Below are 19,448 nucleotides of genomic sequence, written 5' to 3'. Positions count from 1 at the left end.
TTATTCTTATTAATCCCTTATTTGACCTTGGCATTAAAATGTGAGCTGACACATAGAGTGTCTAGCTCACATTTTGATTTGCCTTAATTTAAGGATCAACGGTTTTTGTTTTGAAGGATATTGATGATTAAATTGGCTGTTTCTTCAACAGCTTTATTGGTTACATCAATGATAGGACAATTCAGCCTTGATATGATTTTATCAAAGTATGTCAATTCTTCTTTTATGCGCTCCACATTTGCGTAAATGGCATGATCATTGAGCCCAAGTGACTTTAATCGTTCTTTACGAATATGGTTCAGCTTTTCCGGGCTGATCTTTAAACCAATGCATTTTTCAGGAGGTACCAGGAACAGCTCTTCTGGCGGTTCCACTTCAGGCACTAAAGGTACGTTCGCCACTTTATAGCGTTTGTGGGCTAAATATTGTGATAATGGCGTTTTGGAAGTGCGTGAAACACCCACAAGGACGATGTCTGCACGTAAAATGCCGCGAGGGTCACGTCCATCATCATATTTTACAGCAAATTCAATGGCTTCCACACGCTTGAAATAGTCATCATCCAGCTTTCTTACCAGACCAGGTTCATTAAGCGGCCCTTTTGGAGCCCTTTCCTGAAGGATGTCCATGAGCGGCCCTAAAATGTCATAAGCAGCCAGGTTTTCTTTCTCGACCTGTGCTTTCATATACGCTCTAATTGCTGGCTTCACCAGAGTATAAGCAATGATTGCCCCATCCAACTTAGCCAGTGATATCACTTCATCCACGTTTTGTTCATCTTCAATATACGGAATTCTCTTTATGGAAAAAGCAGATCCCGAGAACTGGCTTGCAGCGGCTTTTGTGACCAATTCCGCTGTTTCTCCTACTGAATCCGATACAACATATATAATAGAACCGTTCATATTCTCCGTCATTCCTTTTGCAAGCCCCCTAATAGCCTTCATCAGCCAAAGCTACGAATGCTTTCGTAATATTGGTTTTTGTAATCCTTCCAATTACTTCATAGCCCTTTTCTGTGTCTTTGACGACCGGTAATGAGTCGATTTGTTTATCAATCAGTTTTTTGGCAACATCAATCAAAAGGTCTTCTTTTGAACACATTGTAATATTGGGCATCCTAGTCATGATGATATTGACTGGAATGGAGTTAAGCTCTTGTTTCCCAATACTCGCACGCAATAAGTCTTTCCTTGATAAGACACCAACAAGCAATGCATGCTTATCGACGACGAACATTGTTCCGACATCTTCTAAAAACATCATGACGATTGCATCGTATACGGAAATGCCCTCGTCAACGACGACAGGTATCGATTGGTAGTCCCGTACATAAAGATGGTTAAGGCTATCTGTCAAAAGCTGTGTCCCTGACCTGCCTGTATAGAAATACCCCACTCTTGGCCGGGCATCAAGAAAACCTGCCATCGTTAAAATCGCTAAATCCGGGCGAAGTGTCGCCCTGGTAAGGTTCAATCTATCCGCAATATGTTCTCCAGTAATCGGTCCGTTTTCTTTTACAATTTGTAAAATTTGTTCCTGACGCTTATTCAATTGGATTATAATCACCACCCCACTGCTTTCGCAGAGTAAAGTAACAAAAGTTATTCATTTAATAATTATATACTAAATAATTTAATTAGGGCATTTTTGTCCTATTTATTGACCATTTATCTTTTTAAGAAATCGGAAACCCATATTCAAAGGGTTTCCGATTCCATACATCCTTTCGATCATGTAAGGATGATTTTATTCATGGCAGCAAAACCTGCAACCAAATCACTGATTTCCTTCATTAAGGATAAACGGTTGTTGCGGATTGCTTCATCCTCTGCCATGACCATTGTATTCTCGAAATATGACTCTATTTCCGATTGAAGCGAAACAAGCTCTTCAAACCGATCATTCTCATCTTTAGATTCCATATAACGCATTGCCACTTTTTGATATTTTACATATAACGCATTTTCTTGATCATTTTCAAAGGCAGCAGGGTCGACTGTCACCTGATTGTCACATTTTACGGCAATGTTCATGACCCGGCTTAAAGCTTCCAGGCTTTCCTTAAAGCCTGCTTCTTCTTTTTTCGCATCCAATACATGTGCACGTTCCACGATTGAGTGGATATAACCGATCTCATTGAACAAAACTGCGTCAATCAAATCGTAACGGATTTGCTGTTCTTGAAGCATGTGTTTGACACGTGCTTTAAAGAATGTGAACATATCCGCTTTAACTTCTTCAAGATCACGTTTTAAGATACCTTTTGATTCCGGTCCTTTAAGACCTAAAACAATAAGCTCCTCTAATGAAATATTCCATTTCTTCTCAGCTAGAATTTGGACGACACCGCTCGCCTGCCTTCTTAATGCGTAAGGATCCTGGGAACCTGTCGGGATGACGCCAATAGCGAAGAACGAAGACAATGTATCAATTTTTTCAGCCAAACTCACAACCGCGCCAATGACTGAAGGCGGTACAGCATCATCCGCATGCCTTGGCATATAATGTTCATTGATAGCCGCGGCCACTTCTTTGGCTTCCCCTTTTAAGAGAGCATATTTTTCACCCATATACCCTTGCAATTCAGGGAATTCATAAACCATATTACTTACCAAATCGAACTTGGCAATTGCCGCTGTACGAAGCGCCATTTCTTTTTCCGCCTTTAAATTCAAAGCATCCGCAAGAGCACCGGTCACTTCAGTTACCCGGGCAGTTTTCTCGGCCAATGTACCGATTTCTTCATGATAAACGATGCTGTCAAGCTTTTTCAAAGCATCCGAAATCTCTTTTTTCTGATCTTCTTTATAGAAAAATGCTGCATCCGATAAGCGGGCACGCAATACTTTTTCATTACCTTTAGAAACCTTATCCAAATGGCGGTCATCGCCGTTGCGCACGGTTACAAAGTAAGCAAGCAGGTTCCCTTCTTGATCTTTAACAGGGAAATAACGTTGGTGTTCCTTCATTGATGTGATAAGTACCTCAGCAGGAAGCTCAAGGAATTCTTCTTCAAAATGTCCAAATAACACCGTTGGATACTCTACCAAATTATTTACCTCTTCAAGCAGATCTTCATCGACAGGGATGATCCAGCCTTTCTCCTGCTCAAGCTCTTTAATCTGATCCAATATAACTTGCCGGCGTTTATCTGGATCTGCCATTACAAATTGTTCTGTCAGCGTATCTTCGTACCGTTCCGGCTGCTCGATGATGGCGCTATTGCCTAAGAAACGATGTCCTTTTGTTTCACGGCCCGTTTCCACATCAGCAATGCTGAATGGCACTATTTCATTGCCAAATAAGGCAATCAGCCATTTAATCGGACGGACGAAGCGGAGCTCCTGATTGGCCCAGCGCATATTTTTCGGGAACGTCATGCCGCTGATGATTTCAGCAAGCTCAGATAAAAGCTGAACGGTCTGCTGTCCTTTTATGAATTTATTCACATGGACATATTCAACACCCTTGAGTTCTTTAAAATATATGTCCTCTGAAGTCATGCCTTGACCCCTGACGAATCCCAATGCTGCTTTAGACCAGTTGCCTTCGCTGTCCAACGCGATTTTTTTGGCCGGACCTTTTGCCTCTTCTTCGATATCCTTTTGGGATTCTTCCACGTCCTTCACCAATACGGCCAAACGTCTTGGTGTGGAAAAAGCTTCAACCGTCCCGAATTCTATCGCTTTTTCCGTTAGCCATTTCTGCACTTTATCTGACAACTGTTTCATTGATGCTGTCACAAAACGGGCAGGCAGCTCTTCCAATCCAATCTCCAATAACAAATCACGCTTGCTCATTTGTATTCTCCCCTTTCACTTTCAGGATCGGGAAGCCTAATTTTTCCCGCTCTTCATAGAAGGTTTTGGCAACCTTACGCGCTAAGTTACGGCACCGGGCAATATAACCCGTTCTTTCCGTCACCGAGATGGCACCTTTGGCATCCAAAAGGTTAAATGTATGGGAACATTTCAAAACATAATCATATGCAGGATGTACAAGTCCTTCTTCCATTTGTCGATGCGCTTCCTTTTCATACATCGTGAAAAGCTGAAACAGCATGTCAAGGTCGGAGGTTTCGAACGTATATTTCGAATGTTCGTATTCCGGCTGACCAAATATATCGCGAACAGTGAATCCATCTGTCCATTCTAGGTCAAATACGTTTTCCTTATCTTGAATGTAAGAGGCGAGACGTTCGATCCCGTATGTAATTTCCACGGAAACCGGTTTACACTCAAGGCCGCCCACCTGTTGGAAATATGTAAATTGCGTGATTTCCATTCCATCAAGCCACACTTCCCAACCGAGTCCGGCACACCCTAGAGATGGATTTTCCCAATTGTCCTCCACAAAGCGAATATCATGCTCGAGCGGATTTATCCCTAAAGCACGTAATGAATCCAAATACAACTCTTGGATATTGTCAGGAGACGGCTTCATGATCACTTGGAACTGATGATGCTGATACAGTCGATTAGGGTTCTCACCATAACGACCGTCAGCAGGACGGCGGGAAGGCTCTACGTAAGCCACGCTCCAAGGCTCCGGTCCAATGGCTCTCAGGAACGTGTATGGGCTCATCGTACCTGCCCCTTTCTCGACATCATAAGCATTCATCAATATGCAGCCTTGCTCAGACCAATGCTTTTGTAACGTTAAAATCATATTTTGAATATTCATCGTACACCTCCAGGTTATTTAAACGGCTTTTAGATTATAGGTCGGAAACCCATTACATTTTGGCAAACAAAAAACTCCCGTCCCTATGCGAAATGCATAGGGACGAGAGTTTACCCGCGGTTCCACCCTAATTGCCGTTAACAAAACGGCCTCTTTTCAAAGCAACATGCTCCGGAAACGCCCTTCCCTGTAAATCCATATCCCGGCTTCCACCGTCCCGGGTTCGCTTTTTATGGAGAATGACAGATACTCTTTTCCATCAACGCAATCTTCTTATTTTGATGATTAGAATTTTATACAAACTAGCATGGAATGTCAATAGGTCAGAACCTAAAACATATCTTTCATCGTATCAATCTGTTTCAGGAACTTTTTTGATTTCAAAAGCAGACCGGAATATTCCTCATAATATGCATCGATGATCTTCCGCAGTTCTTTTTTCGTTTCAGGCTTGACGGAAATGTTTCCGAGCCTTGATAAATCTAAATAATAAAAAATCCGAAGCAATTTGACGGCTGCAGGTGAAATTTTAAAATGATAAGGATCTTTCCCCAGACAGCGGTGACAAATAAAGCCCGCTTCCCGAAGCGAGAAGGAGAATTCCCCTTCCGTTTCACCACATACAGCACACTGATTCAGCACTGGGTTAATCCCATTGACGGGCAGCATCTTCATTTCAAAAATGAATGTCAAAACCTCCGCGTCATATTCCTCGTTTATGTAATGCAAGGTTTGCGAAAGCAATTCATACAAATATGGATTCGGTTTCTTATCCTCGACGCTTTTATCAAGCAATTCAACAATATATGAAGCATAAGCGGTGGCAAAAAGATCCTCCCTTATGAAACGGAGTGAATCGACCATTTCGCCTTGCTGAAGACTGCCGAGTCCGGTTGATGTGGTTACAAGAAAATACCCGGAGCAAAAAAGCTGTGTGACGGCAGAAAGCCTGCTGTTAGGTTTACTGGCCCCTCTCGCCATGACGCCAATTTTCCCTAGCTCACGGGTATATATAGTAATGATTTTGTTGTTTTCTCCATATGCAGTTCGCCTTATGACAATGCCCTCACATTTTTGGAGCATACCAAGACACCACCCATGCTCGCCAAGGCTAACCTATGAAACAGGAAAATCAATTTCTGCTAGCTCATCATTCAATCCCAAGTGTCTTTCCTGTCTTTCGACTTCTATCTCCTTAAACAGCAAATAGGTGTCCACATTACCTGTTTCAGTGAATAATTCCCAGGTAAAATCCAACATATAAAGCCCACCTTTCATTTTTAACTAGCAATATGAATATCCGACCATATGATTAGCTTGACCGTTTTCCTAACTTTCATGATGCGTAAATTTTGTTAATTAATACTCGCTTTCATTGAAGCCGTAATCACGAAGCTGGCTTGCTTTGTTACGCCAATCCTTCTGTACCTTCACCCATAGTTCCAAGAAAACTTTAGAGCCTAATAGGTTTTCGATATCCACCCTGGCACGGCTGCCGACTTCTTTAAGCATTTTCCCTTGCTTTCCGATGACAATGCCTTTTTGTGAATCCCGTTCGACAACGATAGTCGCCATGACATTGATGGTGTCGCTATTGTCCATTTTTTTAATTGAATCGATGACAACAGCCACTGAATGCGGAATTTCTTCCCGTGTCAGGTGCAGTACCTTCTCGCGGACCAATTCGGAAATGATAAAACGTTCAGGATGGTCGGTCACTTGGTCAGCTGGGTAGAACTGGGGACCTTCAGGCAGATGCTCTTTGATTTGTTCAAGCAGTGTATCCACATTATTTCCTTCAAGCGCAGAAATCGGAACGACTGCCGCAAAAGGGTAAAGCTGTTGATATTTTTCAATGATCGGAAGTAAATCATCTGGATGCATCGCATCGATTTTGTTTACGACCAGGAAAACAGGCGTTTTTACGGATTGAAGTTTTTCGATGATGAACTCGTCACCGCGTCCGTATCCTTCAGTCGCATTGATCATGAAGAGAATCAAATCGACTTCCTTCAATGTATTCGTTGCCACTTTCATCATGAAGTCGCCAAGCTTATGCTTTGGTTTATGAATGCCTGGTGTATCGATGAAAATCATTTGTGAATCGTTTTGCGTAAGTACACCCTGGACCTTATTTCTTGTAGTTTGCGGTTTATCACTCATAATGGCGATTTTCTGGCCGATGACCCGATTCAGAAATGTACTTTTTCCAACATTAGGTCGTCCAATTATTGAAATGAAACCTGATTTGTAACCTTTTACTTGTGTATCGTCAAATAGTTTATCCATTTAAATCCTCCGGTGAAAAAGCTCCTGGAAGCAATTCCTGTACTGTTAGTTCTTTTATATCCCCATGTAAGTTGGTCAAAACGACCGGCATATCCTTTTCGCACAGTTCTGAAATTACCTGCCTGCATGCCCCGCATGGAGCGACGGGACCATCGGTATCCGCCACGACTGCAAGTTTGGTGAATTTTTTATCGTCATGGGCATAAGCGCTGAATAAAGCTGTCCTTTCGGCGCAATTACACATGCTGTATGCAGCATTTTCTATATTACAACCATGATAGACCTTTCCATCAGCAGTTAAAAGGGCTGCCCCCACCTTAAACTTGGAGTAAGGCACATAAGCTTTATCCCTTGCTTTTTTAGCTTCCTCAATCAATTCTTTTGTATTCAATTCACATCTTCCTTTCAAATTGAGTGCCATTTCGGCAACCTACAGGCCAACCTTAGGCAAAAAGATAATCAATCCAACTATTATAGAAAATATAGCATATATGAATACAGCTCCGGCTGCAATATCTTTTGCCTGCTTGGCAAGCGGATGGATTTGGTCCGTTACCAGGTCCACTACCCTTTCAATCGCGGAATTAACGAGCTCCAACGTAATCGTACCGGCTATGGCCGCCAAAATGAAAAGCCACTCCATCCCATTCAATGAGAAGTGCCAACCAAAGAATACGACGATTGCCGTTAACGCGAAATGAATCTTGATATTGCGTTCAGTCCGAACAGCCTCCAAAATTCCCTGACAGGCGAAAGAGAAACTTTTTAATAAAGGATACTTTTTTTTATCCTTCTCTTGAAAGTCCATATTCTTCCAAGATCTCCTTTTGTTTTGTGAACATCACTTTTTCATCTTCTTCATTCATGTGGTCGAATCCCAATAAATGAAGAAAACCATGCAGTGCTAAAAATCCAAGTTCCCGGTCAAATGAATGACCATATTCATCAGCTTGTTCTTTCGTGCGTTCAATGGAAATGATGATATCACCTAACATGCGGGGCATTTCCGCTCCGACAATTTCCACTTCATCTTCCCCCATTTCTTCAAGCGCAAAAGAAATGACATCTGTAGCTGAATCTTTATGACGATATTCTTTATTGATTTCCCGAATCCTATCATTGTCTACAAATGTAACAGACAGCTCGGTGTCTTTTTCAATGTTTTCTTTTCTTGCCGCAAATTGAAGAATGCTTTCAACAAGCTGCTGAGCTTCCTCCGTTACTTCATTCGTTTCATCCATTAAATCGATAGCTAAAATCATTCTTTCACCTTCTGTCCTAATTTATCCGGCTCCGGATATTCAATCCTGGAGTGGAAGATACCATTCAGCGATTCACATAAGGAATGCTTCACGATACTTAATTCTCTCATAGTAATGTCACATTCATCAAATTGTCCGTCAGAAATCCTGTCCTGAATGATGAAACTAACCAGCTCTTCAATCTTCTCCGGAGTTGGGTGCTTCATCGACCTCACTGCAGCTTCCACACTATCGGCTATGCCGATGACGGCCACTTCCTTCATTATCGCCCTCGGCCCGGGATATCGGTAGGCAGCCTCGAGTGTGGACTCATCCTGTTTTTTTGCCTTATGGTAGAAAAATTTCAATAATGTGGTCCCATGATGCTGCTCTGCAATATCCACAATCTCTTTCGGGAATTTGTGACTGCGCAGCATCTCCCCGCCATCTAAGGCATGGGCAATGATGACATCCCTGCTCGTTTCCGGCTGCAGCCGATCATGCGGGTTCTCTTCACTCATCTGATTTTCGATGAAGAAGTGCGGCCGCTTCGTTTTACCGATATCATGATAATAACTGCCGACCCTTGCCAGCAAGCCATTCGAGCCGATGGCTTCACAAGCCGATTCCGCCAAATTGGCGACCATTACACTATGATGATATGTCCCCGGAGCCTCAATCAAGATCTTCCGCAATAACGGATGATTGGGATTCGCGAGCTCGATAAGCTTAATCGATGATAAAATCCCGAAACCAGCCTCGAAAAACGGTAACAGGCCCATTGTCAAAACGGCTGCACCCACTCCAGAACCTAGGGCAGCAGAAGCATAATACAAGTACTCCATTCTAGTATAATGGCTGTCCATAATAAAGATGAGCGAAAAAACAAATGTCATATTGATTAAAGACAACAGCAGCCCCGCTACCAGCACCTTTGATTTGAAATTGGGCCTGGATAGGATGATGATTGCCGTCAATCCCCCGAAAATGATATAAAGCCCCATCGAGAAATCCAGATTTCCAGGTGTATCACCATTAAATATAATCGTACCATACGAACCTAACAATATGATCATTGCTACCGCTAACCTATCATTCAATAATATCTTGATGAGCATCGCCGCCATGGCACCCGGAAAAATGTATTCCAAGTTCGAGTTTTTCAGGTCTGCCAGAATGCTGACCGTTTTCATGGTAGCCATTGAAAGGATAAAGACAAGACTGAAGATCAATAACTGATTGTACTTGTTATCCTTTTTGGAAACGGAATAGTAGAAATAATAATAAAAAGCCGCAAAAGTCAGGAATATGAATAACAGCAGGCCGATATACGGGTAAATGGTGGACTCCGTATTTAAGAAGCCTGCCAGTTCAAGCTGCCTATATACATCCCTGTCCACTAACTGATTTTCTTCAACGATGATCTGGCCTTGAAGGATCCTGATCGGCTCCACGCTTTCAACCGCTTTCCTTCGCTGTTCCTCGGTTTTGTCCTTATCGAAAAATACATTCTGAATGATTGCCGTACGCGCAAGGGAAGTGGAGGCTTTTTTCATATCGCCACTAATGCTCATATAACCCAATTCCTCTACAACCTTTTTCTTGGCATTTTCGACGTCACTTGCAGCGATTCGGGAGCTCATCACATTATTCACTGCCGTAATGGTCGAATCCTTCGCTATTTTCAACTCATCTTCATCCGCCTGCACCAATGCCAGGAAAACGGATTCCTCGATATTTTTATTCACTTCATCAGTCAATTTTTCTTTTAATATCGAAACTTTTTGAGCATCCGTCTTTACGGTCTCTTTTTTATCCTCATCTTCTTTATGATCTTCATCGGGGTCCGTTTCTTTATTCACCTCAATCGCTGAATCGAAAATGGATGAAATCAGATCGACTTTATTTTTGGCATATTCTTTTTTTAAAGAATAAACATCCGCCACCTGTTTTGAAATCTCTTCTTTTTCCTGTTCCGTCTTATAGGTATCTTCCACAGTCTTGGTTGATCGGATCGTTTGTTCCGCAGGCTTAAAAAGCTCTACCTGAACCCTTTCCGGCTTCACATTGGAGAACATTAAACCATACGCAAACAAACCAAGTATGATGAACAAAAGCACTTGAAAAAAACGATGGACCAACAGCCCTTTTATTTGAGTGAAAAATTTCTGGATACGATTCAAGGAAGGTCCTCCTAAAAAAATGATGTTTATTATTCTAGATATGTAAAATCATAACAGTTTTCATATGAATTTTCACCTTCGTATTGATAAATGTAAAGGTTCTGTCATTTCATATCCACTTTTCCACCATAAAGTTCGTCATTTAGACACATCACGAAAAATCCGCCGATTGAAATGGCGGATTTTTTCTTATGACTTCGCCTGCTCGTAAGCAGTAATGATTTTAGCGACAAGCGGATGCCTTACTACATCACTTTGTTCAAAATAAACAAAGGAAAGGCCTTTAACATTCTTCAATATCTCTTCTACCCGGACAAGACCTGACTTCATGCCTTTTGGAAGGTCAATCTGGGTCCGGTCTCCCGTAATGACCATTTTCGATCCGAAACCAAGCCTGGTCAAGAACATCTTCATTTGGGCTTCCGTCGTATTCTGGGCTTCATCCAATATGACAAAGGCATCTTCAAGCGTACGACCCCTCATATAAGCCAGGGGAGCTATTTCGATCGTTCCGCGCTCTATCATCCTTTGCGTCTGTTCCATCCCCAGGAGGTCATGGAGAGCGTCATACAGCGGTCTTAGATAAGGATCTACCTTTTCCTTCAAATCACCAGGCAGGAAACCTAGGCTCTCCCCTGCTTCGACGGCAGGCCGTGTCAGGATGATCCGTTTAACATGTCCATTTTTCAAAGCATTGATGGCCATCACTACAGCAAGATAGGTCTTCCCGGTTCCGGCAGGCCCAATTCCAAAGACAAGATCCTGTTTCTTTATTGCCTGGATATAGTATCTCTGCCCGATTGTTTTGACTTTAATGGATTTCCCCTTAGCCGTTTTAGCGATTTCCTCATTATATAATTCACCGAAATACTCCAATGTGCCTTTTCTTGCCAATTCAATTGCATAAAGCACATCTCTGGAACTGATTGCAATTCCTTTTCTGACTACAGTCAATAATGCCTTGAGGATTTCCTCCCCCATCGTTACCCGCTCGATATCCCCGGCAACACTCACCGCTTCACCTCGGGTTATGACGGAAATGCCAAGTTCCTCTTCGAGCACTTTTACATTTGAATCTCCATTGCCCAATAACGCGATCGCTTCATTGGGTGATTCGATTTCGAGCTTAATTACTTTCACATCATCTGCCATTCGTTAGTCTCCTTGAATGATTGGCTGTCCAATCGCTATATCTTCAATAACTTGGTAATGTATAGACAATTTAACTTTACCATTCTCCATGCTTTCGTGCAAAATTTTTTCTTCGACGATTTCATCTTCTTCGTCTAAATGTTTTTTTAATTCCGCTTTGGCCATTTTTCGGCCTTCCTCCACCGCTTCTTTCTCCGTATAGCTTCGCACAATATCTTCCTTGCTCCTTAAGGTCACTTGTTTATAAGAAATCGGCAGCTCCCATTGAAGAAAGTGAAAAGGCCTCACTGTCGTTTCCTTTTCCTGTTTTTCATATCCCGGATCTTTGAAGCCCCATACCGGAAGGGAAAAGCCCCCCATTTTCAAAAAGTGCTTGCTCGTTTCATCTCCGTTAAAAACAGAAAACTTGGTTTTTAACGGAACTTCCACTTTCGCTTTATACCACGTTTTCCCTTTTATTACTCCCTTTGCGGATACAATTTCCTGTTTATCCTCTTTACCAATCAATCCTGAAACAAGAAGTTGTCCTTTTCCTACATAATCATTCACATTAACAATAGATTGTCCTTTTTCAACGAACATATCAGCGATGATCGCTTTTTTTGATGCTACCAAATTCTGTGGAGATGTTTTCTCGACCTCTTTAGGCTGCCGTTTTTCCACAACCCGAAAATGATATGTCGTTCCCTTTAGCTCGACCCCCACCCATGTCAATGCACCGATCCGGTCCGACAGCTTACGCTGAATCGTATCCACATCATCAACAAAGAATTGCACTTTACCGATCTTCACGCCCATCTTGTCCAATTCTTTCCGGATGGCATGCTCGGTTGCCGGTTTGGCATCTTGAACCTCGATGCCCCATACCATATTGGAAAGTACAAATATACATAGCAGGAAAGCGATCATCCCCGCTAAAAACCCGCTGTTTTTCATGACTCTCTTCATCAGGAAAGGGAAACCCTTTCCCTGCATGAACTTTACTTTACAATCACTCTTACGCATGACCTGACGTAGTTTGGGGATATCCCTGATATCCATATGGAAAATCAGGGCTTCACTTCCGACACGCTTCACATCCCAGATATGAAGCCCCCTTCTCGTCAGCATATTAATTAACCGTTCTGCACCTTTTCCATAAGCCTTCACCTTTACATAGCCTGTATAATAGTTTGTCCATTGGTTTTTCATGGAGACCTCCCGGGATCATTCATTGATAAAATAAACCTTGTCAATTTTGCCTTCGAGCATGATTTCTTCCGGCAAAATCGTCTTTATGACAAAGGCATTTCCCTTTATCAGCAACTGCCCATTTTTCAGCATCAATCGTACTTCGCTGTCTGTAAAAGCCAATAAGCCACGATGGTTTTCAATATAAATATGTAATTGTCCGATCATTGTAATTCGCGGCAGGTCCATCATGACATCTTGCGGAAGGTCCATTGTTTTGGTCATAAGCTGTTTCACTTTTTTTCCCCAATTGCGTGCCATAAAAAAGAACCCCCTTTCATCTCAATGTATGAAATGAAAGAGGGTTCTAGCACAAAATTATAAGTGAATGAAAGTCTATTTTTTCATGCTCATTTAATGAAGGTCTAAAAAAGCCCGGGGCTCCGAATCACCTTCTGGACCTTTGAAGACTTCTCTTCGCCCTTGGCGGTCCCAGCACTTCTGACATGATGATGCCATCAATCAGCTGCTTTTTGCCAAAAGACGGTCCTTTGCGATAGACCGGACTGTTATTATCAGCAATCGTTGAAGTGAGTTGATCTGCCTTCGCTTTTTGATACAAACGCTCTTGATCGTACTTCTGCTGTAGCCGTCTAAGCTCCGCAATCCTTTTGTTCGCTTCGTTCGTCGTCTCATCGATCACTTCTGCAGCCTGTGCTGCCTGCTGTTCGACTTTCCTTACGGGAGCAGGTGCAGGTCTTTGCTGCTGATTCCCTTGCTGCATTTCACCTTGAAGCTCCTGCATGACCTCCTGCCATTTCTTTTTCGGAGGGGTGTTAGGATCTTGAGCCTGTTTTTTCTTTCCTAACATGGACGTTAAAATACCGATCAAGACAATGATAAGGAATGGGTTCTTGAGAAAGAAATCAATAAAATCTCCCATTTAAAGACCTTCCTTCCCTGATCTAATTATTATTATGGTTATTGTTGTTATCTTTTGGATTTTCGGATATTTTACTGATAGAACCGCGCATATCCGTATCGGCCGTGATATTTTGGATATTCATATAATCCATCACTCCAAGGTTTCCGCTTTTCAGTGCATCGGCCATGGCCAGCGGAACTTCCGCTTCGGATTGAACAACCTTCGCTCTCATTTCCTGAACACGGGCAACCATTTCCTGTTCAAGTGCAACGGCCATCGCACGTCGTTCTTCGGCCTTTGCCTGGGCTATTTTCTTATCGGCTTCGGCTTGGTCCGTCTGTAATATGGCCCCGATATTTTTACCGATATCCACTTCAGCAATATCAATGGAAAGAATTTCGAATGCCGTCCCCGAATCCAACCCTTTCGATAAAACCGTTCTTGAAATCAAATCGGGATGTTCCAGTACATCCGTATGCATTTGCGAAGCACCGATCGTCGATACGATCCCTTCCCCTACACGGGCAATGATCGTCTCTTCACCGGCACCACCGACTAGGCGTTCAATATTGGCCCGGACCGTGATCCTTGCCTTCGCTTTCACTTCAATACCATTCATCGCCACACCTGAGATGAATGGAGTTTCGATCACTTTCGGGTTAACGCTCATTTGAACGGCTTGCAGTACATCACGACCGGCAAGGTCAATGGCTGCACCCCGTTCGAAAGGTAACGTGATATTGGCGCGTTCTGCAGCAATTAATGCATTCACCACTCGATCGACATTACCGCCTGCAAGGTAATGGCTCTCCAATTGATTCGTCGAAACATTGATTCCAGCCTTATGGGCCTTGATAAGGGGATTGACGACCCTGCTTGGTATAACACGGCGAAGCCTCATCCCAACTAATGTAAATATACTGATTTTGACTCCTGCCGCTAAAGCGGAAATCCATAACATGACTGGTACGAATGTGAAAAACACTGCCAATACGATGATAGCAGCAATCACTGCCAGTACAATAAATACCGTTCCTGAAGTTATCACTTAATGATTCATCCTTCCTGTATCCTTTAATTTTAATTTGAATCCGGAATTTCCCGGACGACTACCCTTGATCCTTCAACTTTAACGATAATGATTGTCGAACCTTTGGAAATAAAGCTCCCTTCGGTCACGACATCCACTCTTTCTTCTTTGACCAAAGCTGTTCCTGAAGGCCTCAAATCTGTTAGGGCCTTCCCTTCTGCACCTAATAAATCCAAACGATTCGGATTGCTGACATATCCTTGTTCCGTTTTTGTTGCATCGGTTAATATCATTTTCCTGAAAAATTTCATCTGTTTTCCAAACACCTTTACAAGTAGGATGAATACCAAAATGGATACGGTGACCGCAATTAGCAAGGAGATCGTCATATGGACCGGATCACCTGTCGCAAGGAATAGACTCCCCACTACCGCTGTAAACCCGAGCAGCCCGATAATCCCCCCTGGGATAAAAAATTCAATTAGTACGAGAATGACCCCAATGATGAACATCGCTAACGATTCGTATCCGGTGATACCGGCGACAAGATGACCATAGAAGAATAAGACAAGACTGGTGATTCCAATTACGCCCGGAATTCCAAAACCGGGTGAAAACAATTCCATCACAATCCCGATTCCCGCTATCGTTAATAAAATGGGAACGACGATCGGGTTGGTCAAAAAGCGGGCTAGTTTCTCAGGAAAGCTTTCTTCGATTGTCCGAATATCAGCATCTTCAACTCCAAGTATTCTATACAGCTCCGCTTTTCCAGAGACGGTGCCTTCGCTATACCCAGCCTTTTTTGCCTGTTCGGCTGTAAATGTCAGCAGCTTCCCTTTTTCCGCTCCATATTCGGGTAAATCGATGTCAACATCCGCCATCGCCTGGGCGTATATGGGATCACGTCCATTTTGTTCAGCAGCGGTCTTCATGGCAGCCAACCAATAAGATTGCGCTTTCTTACTTGCAGCGTTCCCTGTTGAATCAATCACAGCTGCAGATCCCATGGTGGCACTCGGAACCATATAGATCTCATCCGCACTTAAAGAAATGTATGCCCCTGCAGATAAAGCCCTGTTATTGACATAGGCAACTGTCTTTATTGGTGAATCCGCCAGTAACTTTGCAATTTCCCCCGCTGCATCCACAGCACCTCCAGGGGTATTCACCTCGAAAACGACAAGATCTGCATCTGCTGCTTCAGCAGTGGTCAGTGCTCGTTCCAAAAAGGCCGAGAGTCCCTTTTCCACCGTTTCTTCAATGGGTACATGGTAAACGATCTTCTCGTTTGCAGATACCGTCGCTCCACCAAAGGAAGACATGGTGAACAGCAATCCAAATAGGAGAACAGAAAAATAACGCCAAATTTTCAACGGAACGCCCCCTTTCCCGTATTAAACGCGGTAAGTGTCCCATTATCCAGGAACTTACCAGTAAATTCAGCCCGCAACTAAAATTCGAATAAGGAGCAATTGAAGCAACCCTTTACCCTGTTCTTTAGTTATTACGTATGTATATGAAAAAGGTTTCAAAAAAAAGCAAATAAAATTAAAAGTGCCACAATTATCTTGGGCTTCGTTTCAATAATATACGCATAAAATTCATGAAATACACAAAAACCACAGGCAATTTGCCTGCGGTTAGGTTTCGAGTTTTAAGTTTAGAGTTTAAGATAGATGTTGTTGTACTAATTTGTTAACTAGAGAACCATCCGCTTTACCTTTAACTTTAGGCATTAAAGCTCCCATAACTCGGCCCATATCTGCTTTGGATGTTGCATTGACTTCTAAAATCGTTTCGTTAACGATTTTAGAAATGTCTTCTTCTGAAAGTTGCTGAGGCATATATGCCTCTACGTATACTAGTTCGGTGCGGACTTTATCCACGAGATCTGAACGACCTGCGTTTTCAAACTCCTGGAGGGAGTCTTTGCGTTGTTTTAATTCGCGAGAGAGCACTGTCAATTCTTCATCATCTGTTAAATCTTGTCTCTGCTTCAAGGCTTCGTTTTGAATAGAAGCTTTCAGCATCCGAATAACAGATAGTTTGTCCTTTTCCTTGTTCTTCATCGCTTGTTTCATATCATTATTTAAACGCTCGAGAAGACTCATCTTTCCACCCTCTCTTAGAATTTACGTTTTCTTGCAGCTTCAGACTTTTTCTTACGTTTTACGCTTGGTTTTTCATAAAATTCACGCTTCCTAGCTTCCTGAAGCGATCCTGCTTTAGATACAGTACGTTTGAAACGACGAAGAGCATCTTCAAGCGATTCGTTTTTACGAACGACGGTTTTAGACATCTCTTTCCCTCCCTCCGAAAACAACACACTAACTCAAGTTGTCAACATGTTATACATGTACTAAACAATTATAATATATCATCTTTAGCAGGTCAACCAATAAAATCAAACTTATTTTGAATATAATCATGTTATTATCATAATTTTTCACTAAGCGATGATTCAACTTGCATGAAATTCCAATTTATAGCATGTCCCCCGTTAATGGGCCATAAGCTTACTATGAGGTGACAGTCATGCATGAGCTATTTTTTTTCATTTTATTCATAGCGATATTTCTGGCAGGTATGTCGGTTTTACGAATCGGACTGTTCAATATGTCCGGTTCAGCATTAAAAGCATTTCTCTCAAAGGTTACGGATAAGCCATGGAAAGGCTTCTTGGCCGGAACCATCTTTACCGGGATCCTGCAGAGCAGCTCGGCGGTCATGGTCATGACGGTCGGCCTCGTTTCCGCAGGAAGCTTAACATTCCCGCAAACAATCGGGATCATTCTTGGAACGAATATCGGATCCACCTTTACAGCAGAGTTCATGACTTTCTCTTTGGATCGCTGGATCATTCCCGGTGTCGTAAGCGGCGCTTTCCTTTGCTTCATGCCAAAAGCATTCCCGAGAAGCCTAGGAATGTCCCTGATCGGAATCTCGGCCATCTTCGCGGCGATGAGCGGTTTTAAAACGCTTTCGACACCGATTGCAGCCTATCCATCCATACAAACGCTTATCCAGTACATAGAGAGCCATATGAGTTATGCCCTGATTGCCGGGTTATTATTGACGGCACTCATTCACTCCAGTTCTGCAACCATCGGGATAGCCATGAGTTTTTTGATGAATGGGGAGTTATCCGTGTCCTCGGCAATCATCATCATGCTCGGATCGAATATCGGCACTTGCATCACCGGATACATGGCCAGCATCGGTTCTGGCAGACAAGCTGCCTTCACAGCTTATGCACATATTTGGCTGAACATCATCGGGGTTGTCGCATTCCTGCCTTTTGTGGACATCCTGGAAAGTACGGCTGCCTATTTCACCGAAAACAAAGGGACACAGCTCGCGCATGCCAGTGTCATTTTCAATATCTTGACTTCTTTGGCCGTCTTGCCATTCGCACGGCGATTCTCCAACCTCATTCTTTGGGTGCATCGGCCACACTTAAAAAAATAAGAGCTGTCCAAAAGTCATTGGCAACTGACTATGGGACAGCCATAAATAAGATTAACCTAAACGCATAGATAATAAGGATGGTCATCGATTTCAGCTAACCTTTTATAATTAGTTTTATGGTTCAATAAGCTCAAACCACTCAATAATACAACAGCTACTATCAAAATCAGCAAACTTTCATTAGAGAATGATGTTAGATAAAAAACAGTTACTGCCATTATAAATAAAACGGTTATTGAATGGTAAAATTTCACCATGCATTTTACCATTCAAAATGAAAAACCAATTTAATATAAGCATGTTTACTCCCTGTTGATACCTTCTTATATCTATTAAATCCACAATAAACTTATTTTTGAATGTATGGGTTCCATAAATGATACAAGACCTCTTTTTTTATGGAAGAAATAGGCCAATATACGGGCAAGGGAAATTGCCAGTTGAATTATTTTTGGAATCAATAAAAAACAGGCGGAGAAAAAATAATTCATTTTTCTCCGCCTGCTTTATTTTAGGGAATTATACGGTCCTTACAAAATCAATAATCGGAATCAGCCGTTAAGCCCTTCACGATGGAGACACCTGCACTCGCTCCAATTCTTGTTGCACCAGCTTCTATCACATTCTGGGCATCGCTCGTGTTGCGGACCCCGCCTGAAGCTTTGACACCGATATTCGGGCCAACCGTTTTTCTCATAAGCGCGATATCTTCAACTGTCGCTCCGCCGGTCGAAAAACCAGTTGATGTTTTCACATAATCCGTTCCGGCTTTTACGGCCAATTCACATGCACGGACTTTTTCTTCATCGGTCAATAAAGAAGTTTCAATGATCACTTTTGAAAGAGCCTTACCAGTGGATGCCGCTACCACAGCACGAATATCCCGCTCTACCAACTCATCATCCTTGTCCTTCAATGCGCCGATATTGATCACCATATCGACTTCGTGAGCACCATTGGCGATGGCATCTTTCGTTTCAAAAGCTTTGGTTTCCGGTGTGTTTGCACCTAGAGGGAAGCCGATTACCGTACAAACTTTCACTTCTGAACCTTCCAAAAGTTCACTTGCATATTTCACCCAAGTTGGGTTTACGCATACGGAAGCAAAGTTATACTCTCTCGCTTCTTCGCATAATACCTTTATTTGCTCTTTGGTTGCATCTGCTTTTAATAACGTGTGGTCAATTAAACCTGCTACATTTTGTGACATTAATAAATCCTCCTCAAAAACAATCTATACCTAGTTGTACGTACCTCTCATGATACCATAGTTTATCCATTTTGACGATATATATAGTCTT

At 42.5% G+C, this 19,448-nt stretch carries 21 protein-coding genes and 1 other annotated feature; of the genes, 1 reads left to right on the top strand and 20 read right to left on the bottom strand.

Annotated features, from left to right (window positions below; all coding sequences use genetic code 11):
• Positions 1–95 precede the first annotated feature (95 nt).
• The 19 genes from AC3WLU_RS09605 to rpsU form a co-directional block, all read right to left on the bottom strand.
• Positions 96–905, bottom strand: a complete 810-nt coding sequence (locus AC3WLU_RS09605) for a pyruvate, water dikinase regulatory protein (RefSeq protein ID WP_034311346.1) — start codon at positions 903–905, stop codon at positions 96–98.
• A 28-nt stretch (positions 906–933) separates the two neighbouring features.
• Complete coding sequence (gene ccpN, locus AC3WLU_RS09600; protein ID WP_034308483.1) at positions 934–1,572, bottom strand: transcriptional regulator CcpN; 639 nt, start codon at positions 1,570–1,572, stop codon at positions 934–936.
• A 161-nt stretch (positions 1,573–1,733) separates the two neighbouring features.
• Positions 1,734–3,803 (bottom strand): glycine--tRNA ligase subunit beta, encoded by a 2,070-nt coding sequence (gene glyS / locus AC3WLU_RS09595; RefSeq protein ID WP_187049756.1) that lies wholly within the window; start codon positions 3,801–3,803, stop codon positions 1,734–1,736.
• Positions 3,790–4,686: a glycine--tRNA ligase subunit alpha gene (gene glyQ / locus AC3WLU_RS09590; RefSeq protein WP_034308488.1), complete on the bottom strand. Its 897-nt coding sequence runs from the start codon at positions 4,684–4,686 to the stop codon at positions 3,790–3,792. The genes glyS and glyQ overlap by 14 nt, the downstream gene beginning before the upstream one ends.
• 95 nt (positions 4,687–4,781) lie before the next feature.
• Positions 4,782–4,958: a binding site (T-box leader), on the bottom strand.
• 58 nt (positions 4,959–5,016) lie between these two features.
• Positions 5,017–5,769, bottom strand: a complete 753-nt coding sequence (gene recO, locus AC3WLU_RS09585) for a DNA repair protein RecO (protein WP_034308490.1) — start codon at positions 5,767–5,769, stop codon at positions 5,017–5,019.
• 33 nt (positions 5,770–5,802) lie between these two features.
• Positions 5,803–5,946 carry a YqzL family protein gene (locus AC3WLU_RS09580; protein ID WP_065310843.1) on the bottom strand — a complete coding sequence of 48 codons (144 nt, stop codon included), beginning with the start codon at positions 5,944–5,946 and terminating at the stop codon, positions 5,803–5,805.
• Between the two features lie 99 nt (positions 5,947–6,045).
• Positions 6,046–6,975: a GTPase Era gene (gene era, locus AC3WLU_RS09575; RefSeq protein WP_034308493.1), complete on the bottom strand. Its 930-nt coding sequence runs from the start codon at positions 6,973–6,975 to the stop codon at positions 6,046–6,048.
• Positions 6,968–7,366 carry a cytidine deaminase gene (locus AC3WLU_RS09570; RefSeq protein ID WP_048685709.1) on the bottom strand — a complete coding sequence of 133 codons (399 nt, stop codon included), beginning with the start codon at positions 7,364–7,366 and terminating at the stop codon, positions 6,968–6,970. Before AC3WLU_RS09570 ends, era begins: the two co-directional genes overlap by 8 nt.
• A 39-nt stretch (positions 7,367–7,405) precedes the next feature.
• A complete protein-coding gene (locus AC3WLU_RS09565) occupies positions 7,406–7,783 on the bottom strand; it encodes a diacylglycerol kinase family protein (RefSeq protein ID WP_034308499.1) in 378 nt (125 codons plus the stop codon).
• The gene (gene ybeY / locus AC3WLU_RS09560) at positions 7,761–8,237 is read right to left on the bottom strand and encodes an rRNA maturation RNase YbeY (RefSeq protein WP_492597191.1); all 477 of its coding nucleotides are present in this window, start codon (positions 8,235–8,237) and stop codon (positions 7,761–7,763) included. The genes AC3WLU_RS09565 and ybeY overlap by 23 nt, the downstream gene beginning before the upstream one ends.
• Positions 8,234–10,399 (bottom strand): HD family phosphohydrolase, encoded by a 2,166-nt coding sequence (locus AC3WLU_RS09555; RefSeq protein ID WP_187049757.1) that lies wholly within the window; start codon positions 10,397–10,399, stop codon positions 8,234–8,236. Before AC3WLU_RS09555 ends, ybeY begins: the two co-directional genes overlap by 4 nt.
• Positions 10,400–10,588: 189 nt before the next feature.
• Positions 10,589–11,551 (bottom strand): PhoH family protein, encoded by a 963-nt coding sequence (locus AC3WLU_RS09550; protein WP_413001057.1) that lies wholly within the window; start codon positions 11,549–11,551, stop codon positions 10,589–10,591.
• Positions 11,552–11,554: 3 nt separating this feature from the next.
• Positions 11,555–12,742 (bottom strand): sporulation protein YqfD, encoded by a 1,188-nt coding sequence (gene yqfD, locus AC3WLU_RS09545; protein WP_034308509.1) that lies wholly within the window; start codon positions 12,740–12,742, stop codon positions 11,555–11,557.
• A gap of 15 nt (positions 12,743–12,757) precedes the next feature.
• On the bottom strand, positions 12,758–13,042 hold the full coding sequence (gene yqfC / locus AC3WLU_RS09540; RefSeq protein ID WP_034308511.1) for a sporulation protein YqfC: 285 nt from the start codon (positions 13,040–13,042) through the stop codon (positions 12,758–12,760).
• A 127-nt stretch (positions 13,043–13,169) separates the two neighbouring features.
• Positions 13,170–13,664, bottom strand: coding sequence for a YqfB family membrane protein (locus tag AC3WLU_RS09535; protein ID WP_328110775.1), 495 nt, complete (start codon positions 13,662–13,664; stop codon positions 13,170–13,172).
• 22 nt (positions 13,665–13,686) lie between these two features.
• Positions 13,687–14,670, bottom strand: coding sequence for a flotillin-like protein FloA (floA, locus tag AC3WLU_RS09530; RefSeq protein ID WP_370023731.1), 984 nt, complete (start codon positions 14,668–14,670; stop codon positions 13,687–13,689).
• Between the two features lie 56 nt (positions 14,671–14,726).
• Positions 14,727–16,001, bottom strand: coding sequence for an NfeD family protein (locus AC3WLU_RS09525; RefSeq protein ID WP_440438927.1), 1,275 nt, complete (start codon positions 15,999–16,001; stop codon positions 14,727–14,729).
• 345 nt (positions 16,002–16,346) lie between these two features.
• A complete protein-coding gene (locus tag AC3WLU_RS09520) occupies positions 16,347–16,790 on the bottom strand; it encodes a GatB/YqeY domain-containing protein (RefSeq protein ID WP_034308521.1) in 444 nt (147 codons plus the stop codon).
• Positions 16,791–16,804: 14 nt separating this feature from the next.
• Positions 16,805–16,978: a 30S ribosomal protein S21 gene (gene rpsU, locus AC3WLU_RS09515; protein ID WP_028391853.1), complete on the bottom strand. Its 174-nt coding sequence runs from the start codon at positions 16,976–16,978 to the stop codon at positions 16,805–16,807.
• Positions 16,979–17,214: 236 nt separating this feature from the next.
• Between rpsU and AC3WLU_RS09510 the strand changes: the two genes are divergently transcribed.
• Entirely contained in the window at positions 17,215–18,147 is a 933-nt protein-coding gene (locus tag AC3WLU_RS09510) for a Na/Pi symporter (protein ID WP_492597190.1), read from the top strand.
• Positions 18,148–18,685: 538 nt separating this feature from the next.
• Here the strand turns inward: AC3WLU_RS09510 and deoC are convergent.
• On the bottom strand, positions 18,686–19,357 hold the full coding sequence (deoC, locus tag AC3WLU_RS09505; protein ID WP_492597189.1) for a deoxyribose-phosphate aldolase: 672 nt from the start codon (positions 19,355–19,357) through the stop codon (positions 18,686–18,688).
• Between the last annotated feature and the right edge of the window lie 91 nt (positions 19,358–19,448).

The organism is Peribacillus sp. FW305-BF15 (assembly GCF_058783805.1).
This window is presented reverse-complemented; position numbering and strand designations above follow the sequence as displayed.

Coding starts and splice junctions, on each gene's coding strand:
- AC3WLU_RS09605 (WP_034311346.1), bottom strand. CDS start 905: ATGAACGGTTCTATTATATATGTTGTATCGGATTCAGTAGGAGAAACA.
- glyS (WP_187049756.1), bottom strand. CDS start 3,803: ATGAGCAAGCGTGATTTGTTATTGGAGATTGGATTGGAAGAGCTGCCT.
- glyQ (WP_034308488.1), bottom strand. CDS start 4,686: ATGAATATTCAAAATATGATTTTAACGTTACAAAAGCATTGGTCTGAG.
- recO (WP_034308490.1), bottom strand. CDS start 5,769: ATGCTCCAAAAATGTGAGGGCATTGTCATAAGGCGAACTGCATATGGA.
- AC3WLU_RS09580 (WP_065310843.1), bottom strand. CDS start 5,946: ATGTTGGATTTTACCTGGGAATTATTCACTGAAACAGGTAATGTGGAC.
- era (WP_034308493.1), bottom strand. CDS start 6,975: ATGGATAAACTATTTGACGATACACAAGTAAAAGGTTACAAATCAGGT.
- AC3WLU_RS09565 (WP_034308499.1), bottom strand. CDS start 7,783: ATGGACTTTCAAGAGAAGGATAAAAAAAAGTATCCTTTATTAAAAAGT.
- ybeY (WP_492597191.1), bottom strand. CDS start 8,237: ATGATTTTAGCTATCGATTTAATGGATGAAACGAATGAAGTAACGGAG.
- AC3WLU_RS09550 (WP_413001057.1), bottom strand. CDS start 11,551: ATGGCAGATGATGTGAAAGTAATTAAGCTCGAAATCGAATCACCCAAT.
- yqfD (WP_034308509.1), bottom strand. CDS start 12,742: ATGAAAAACCAATGGACAAACTATTATACAGGCTATGTAAAGGTGAAG.
- yqfC (WP_034308511.1), bottom strand. CDS start 13,042: ATGGCACGCAATTGGGGAAAAAAAGTGAAACAGCTTATGACCAAAACA.
- AC3WLU_RS09535 (WP_328110775.1), bottom strand. CDS start 13,664: ATGGGAGATTTTATTGATTTCTTTCTCAAGAACCCATTCCTTATCATT.
- AC3WLU_RS09525 (WP_440438927.1), bottom strand. CDS start 16,001: ATGTCTTCCTTTGGTGGAGCGACGGTATCTGCAAACGAGAAGATCGTT.
- AC3WLU_RS09520 (WP_034308521.1), bottom strand. CDS start 16,790: ATGAGTCTTCTCGAGCGTTTAAATAATGATATGAAACAAGCGATGAAG.
- rpsU (WP_028391853.1), bottom strand. CDS start 16,978: ATGTCTAAAACCGTCGTTCGTAAAAACGAATCGCTTGAAGATGCTCTT.
- AC3WLU_RS09510 (WP_492597190.1), top strand. CDS start 17,215: ATGCATGAGCTATTTTTTTTCATTTTATTCATAGCGATATTTCTGGCA.
- deoC (WP_492597189.1), bottom strand. CDS start 19,357: ATGTCACAAAATGTAGCAGGTTTAATTGACCACACGTTATTAAAAGCA.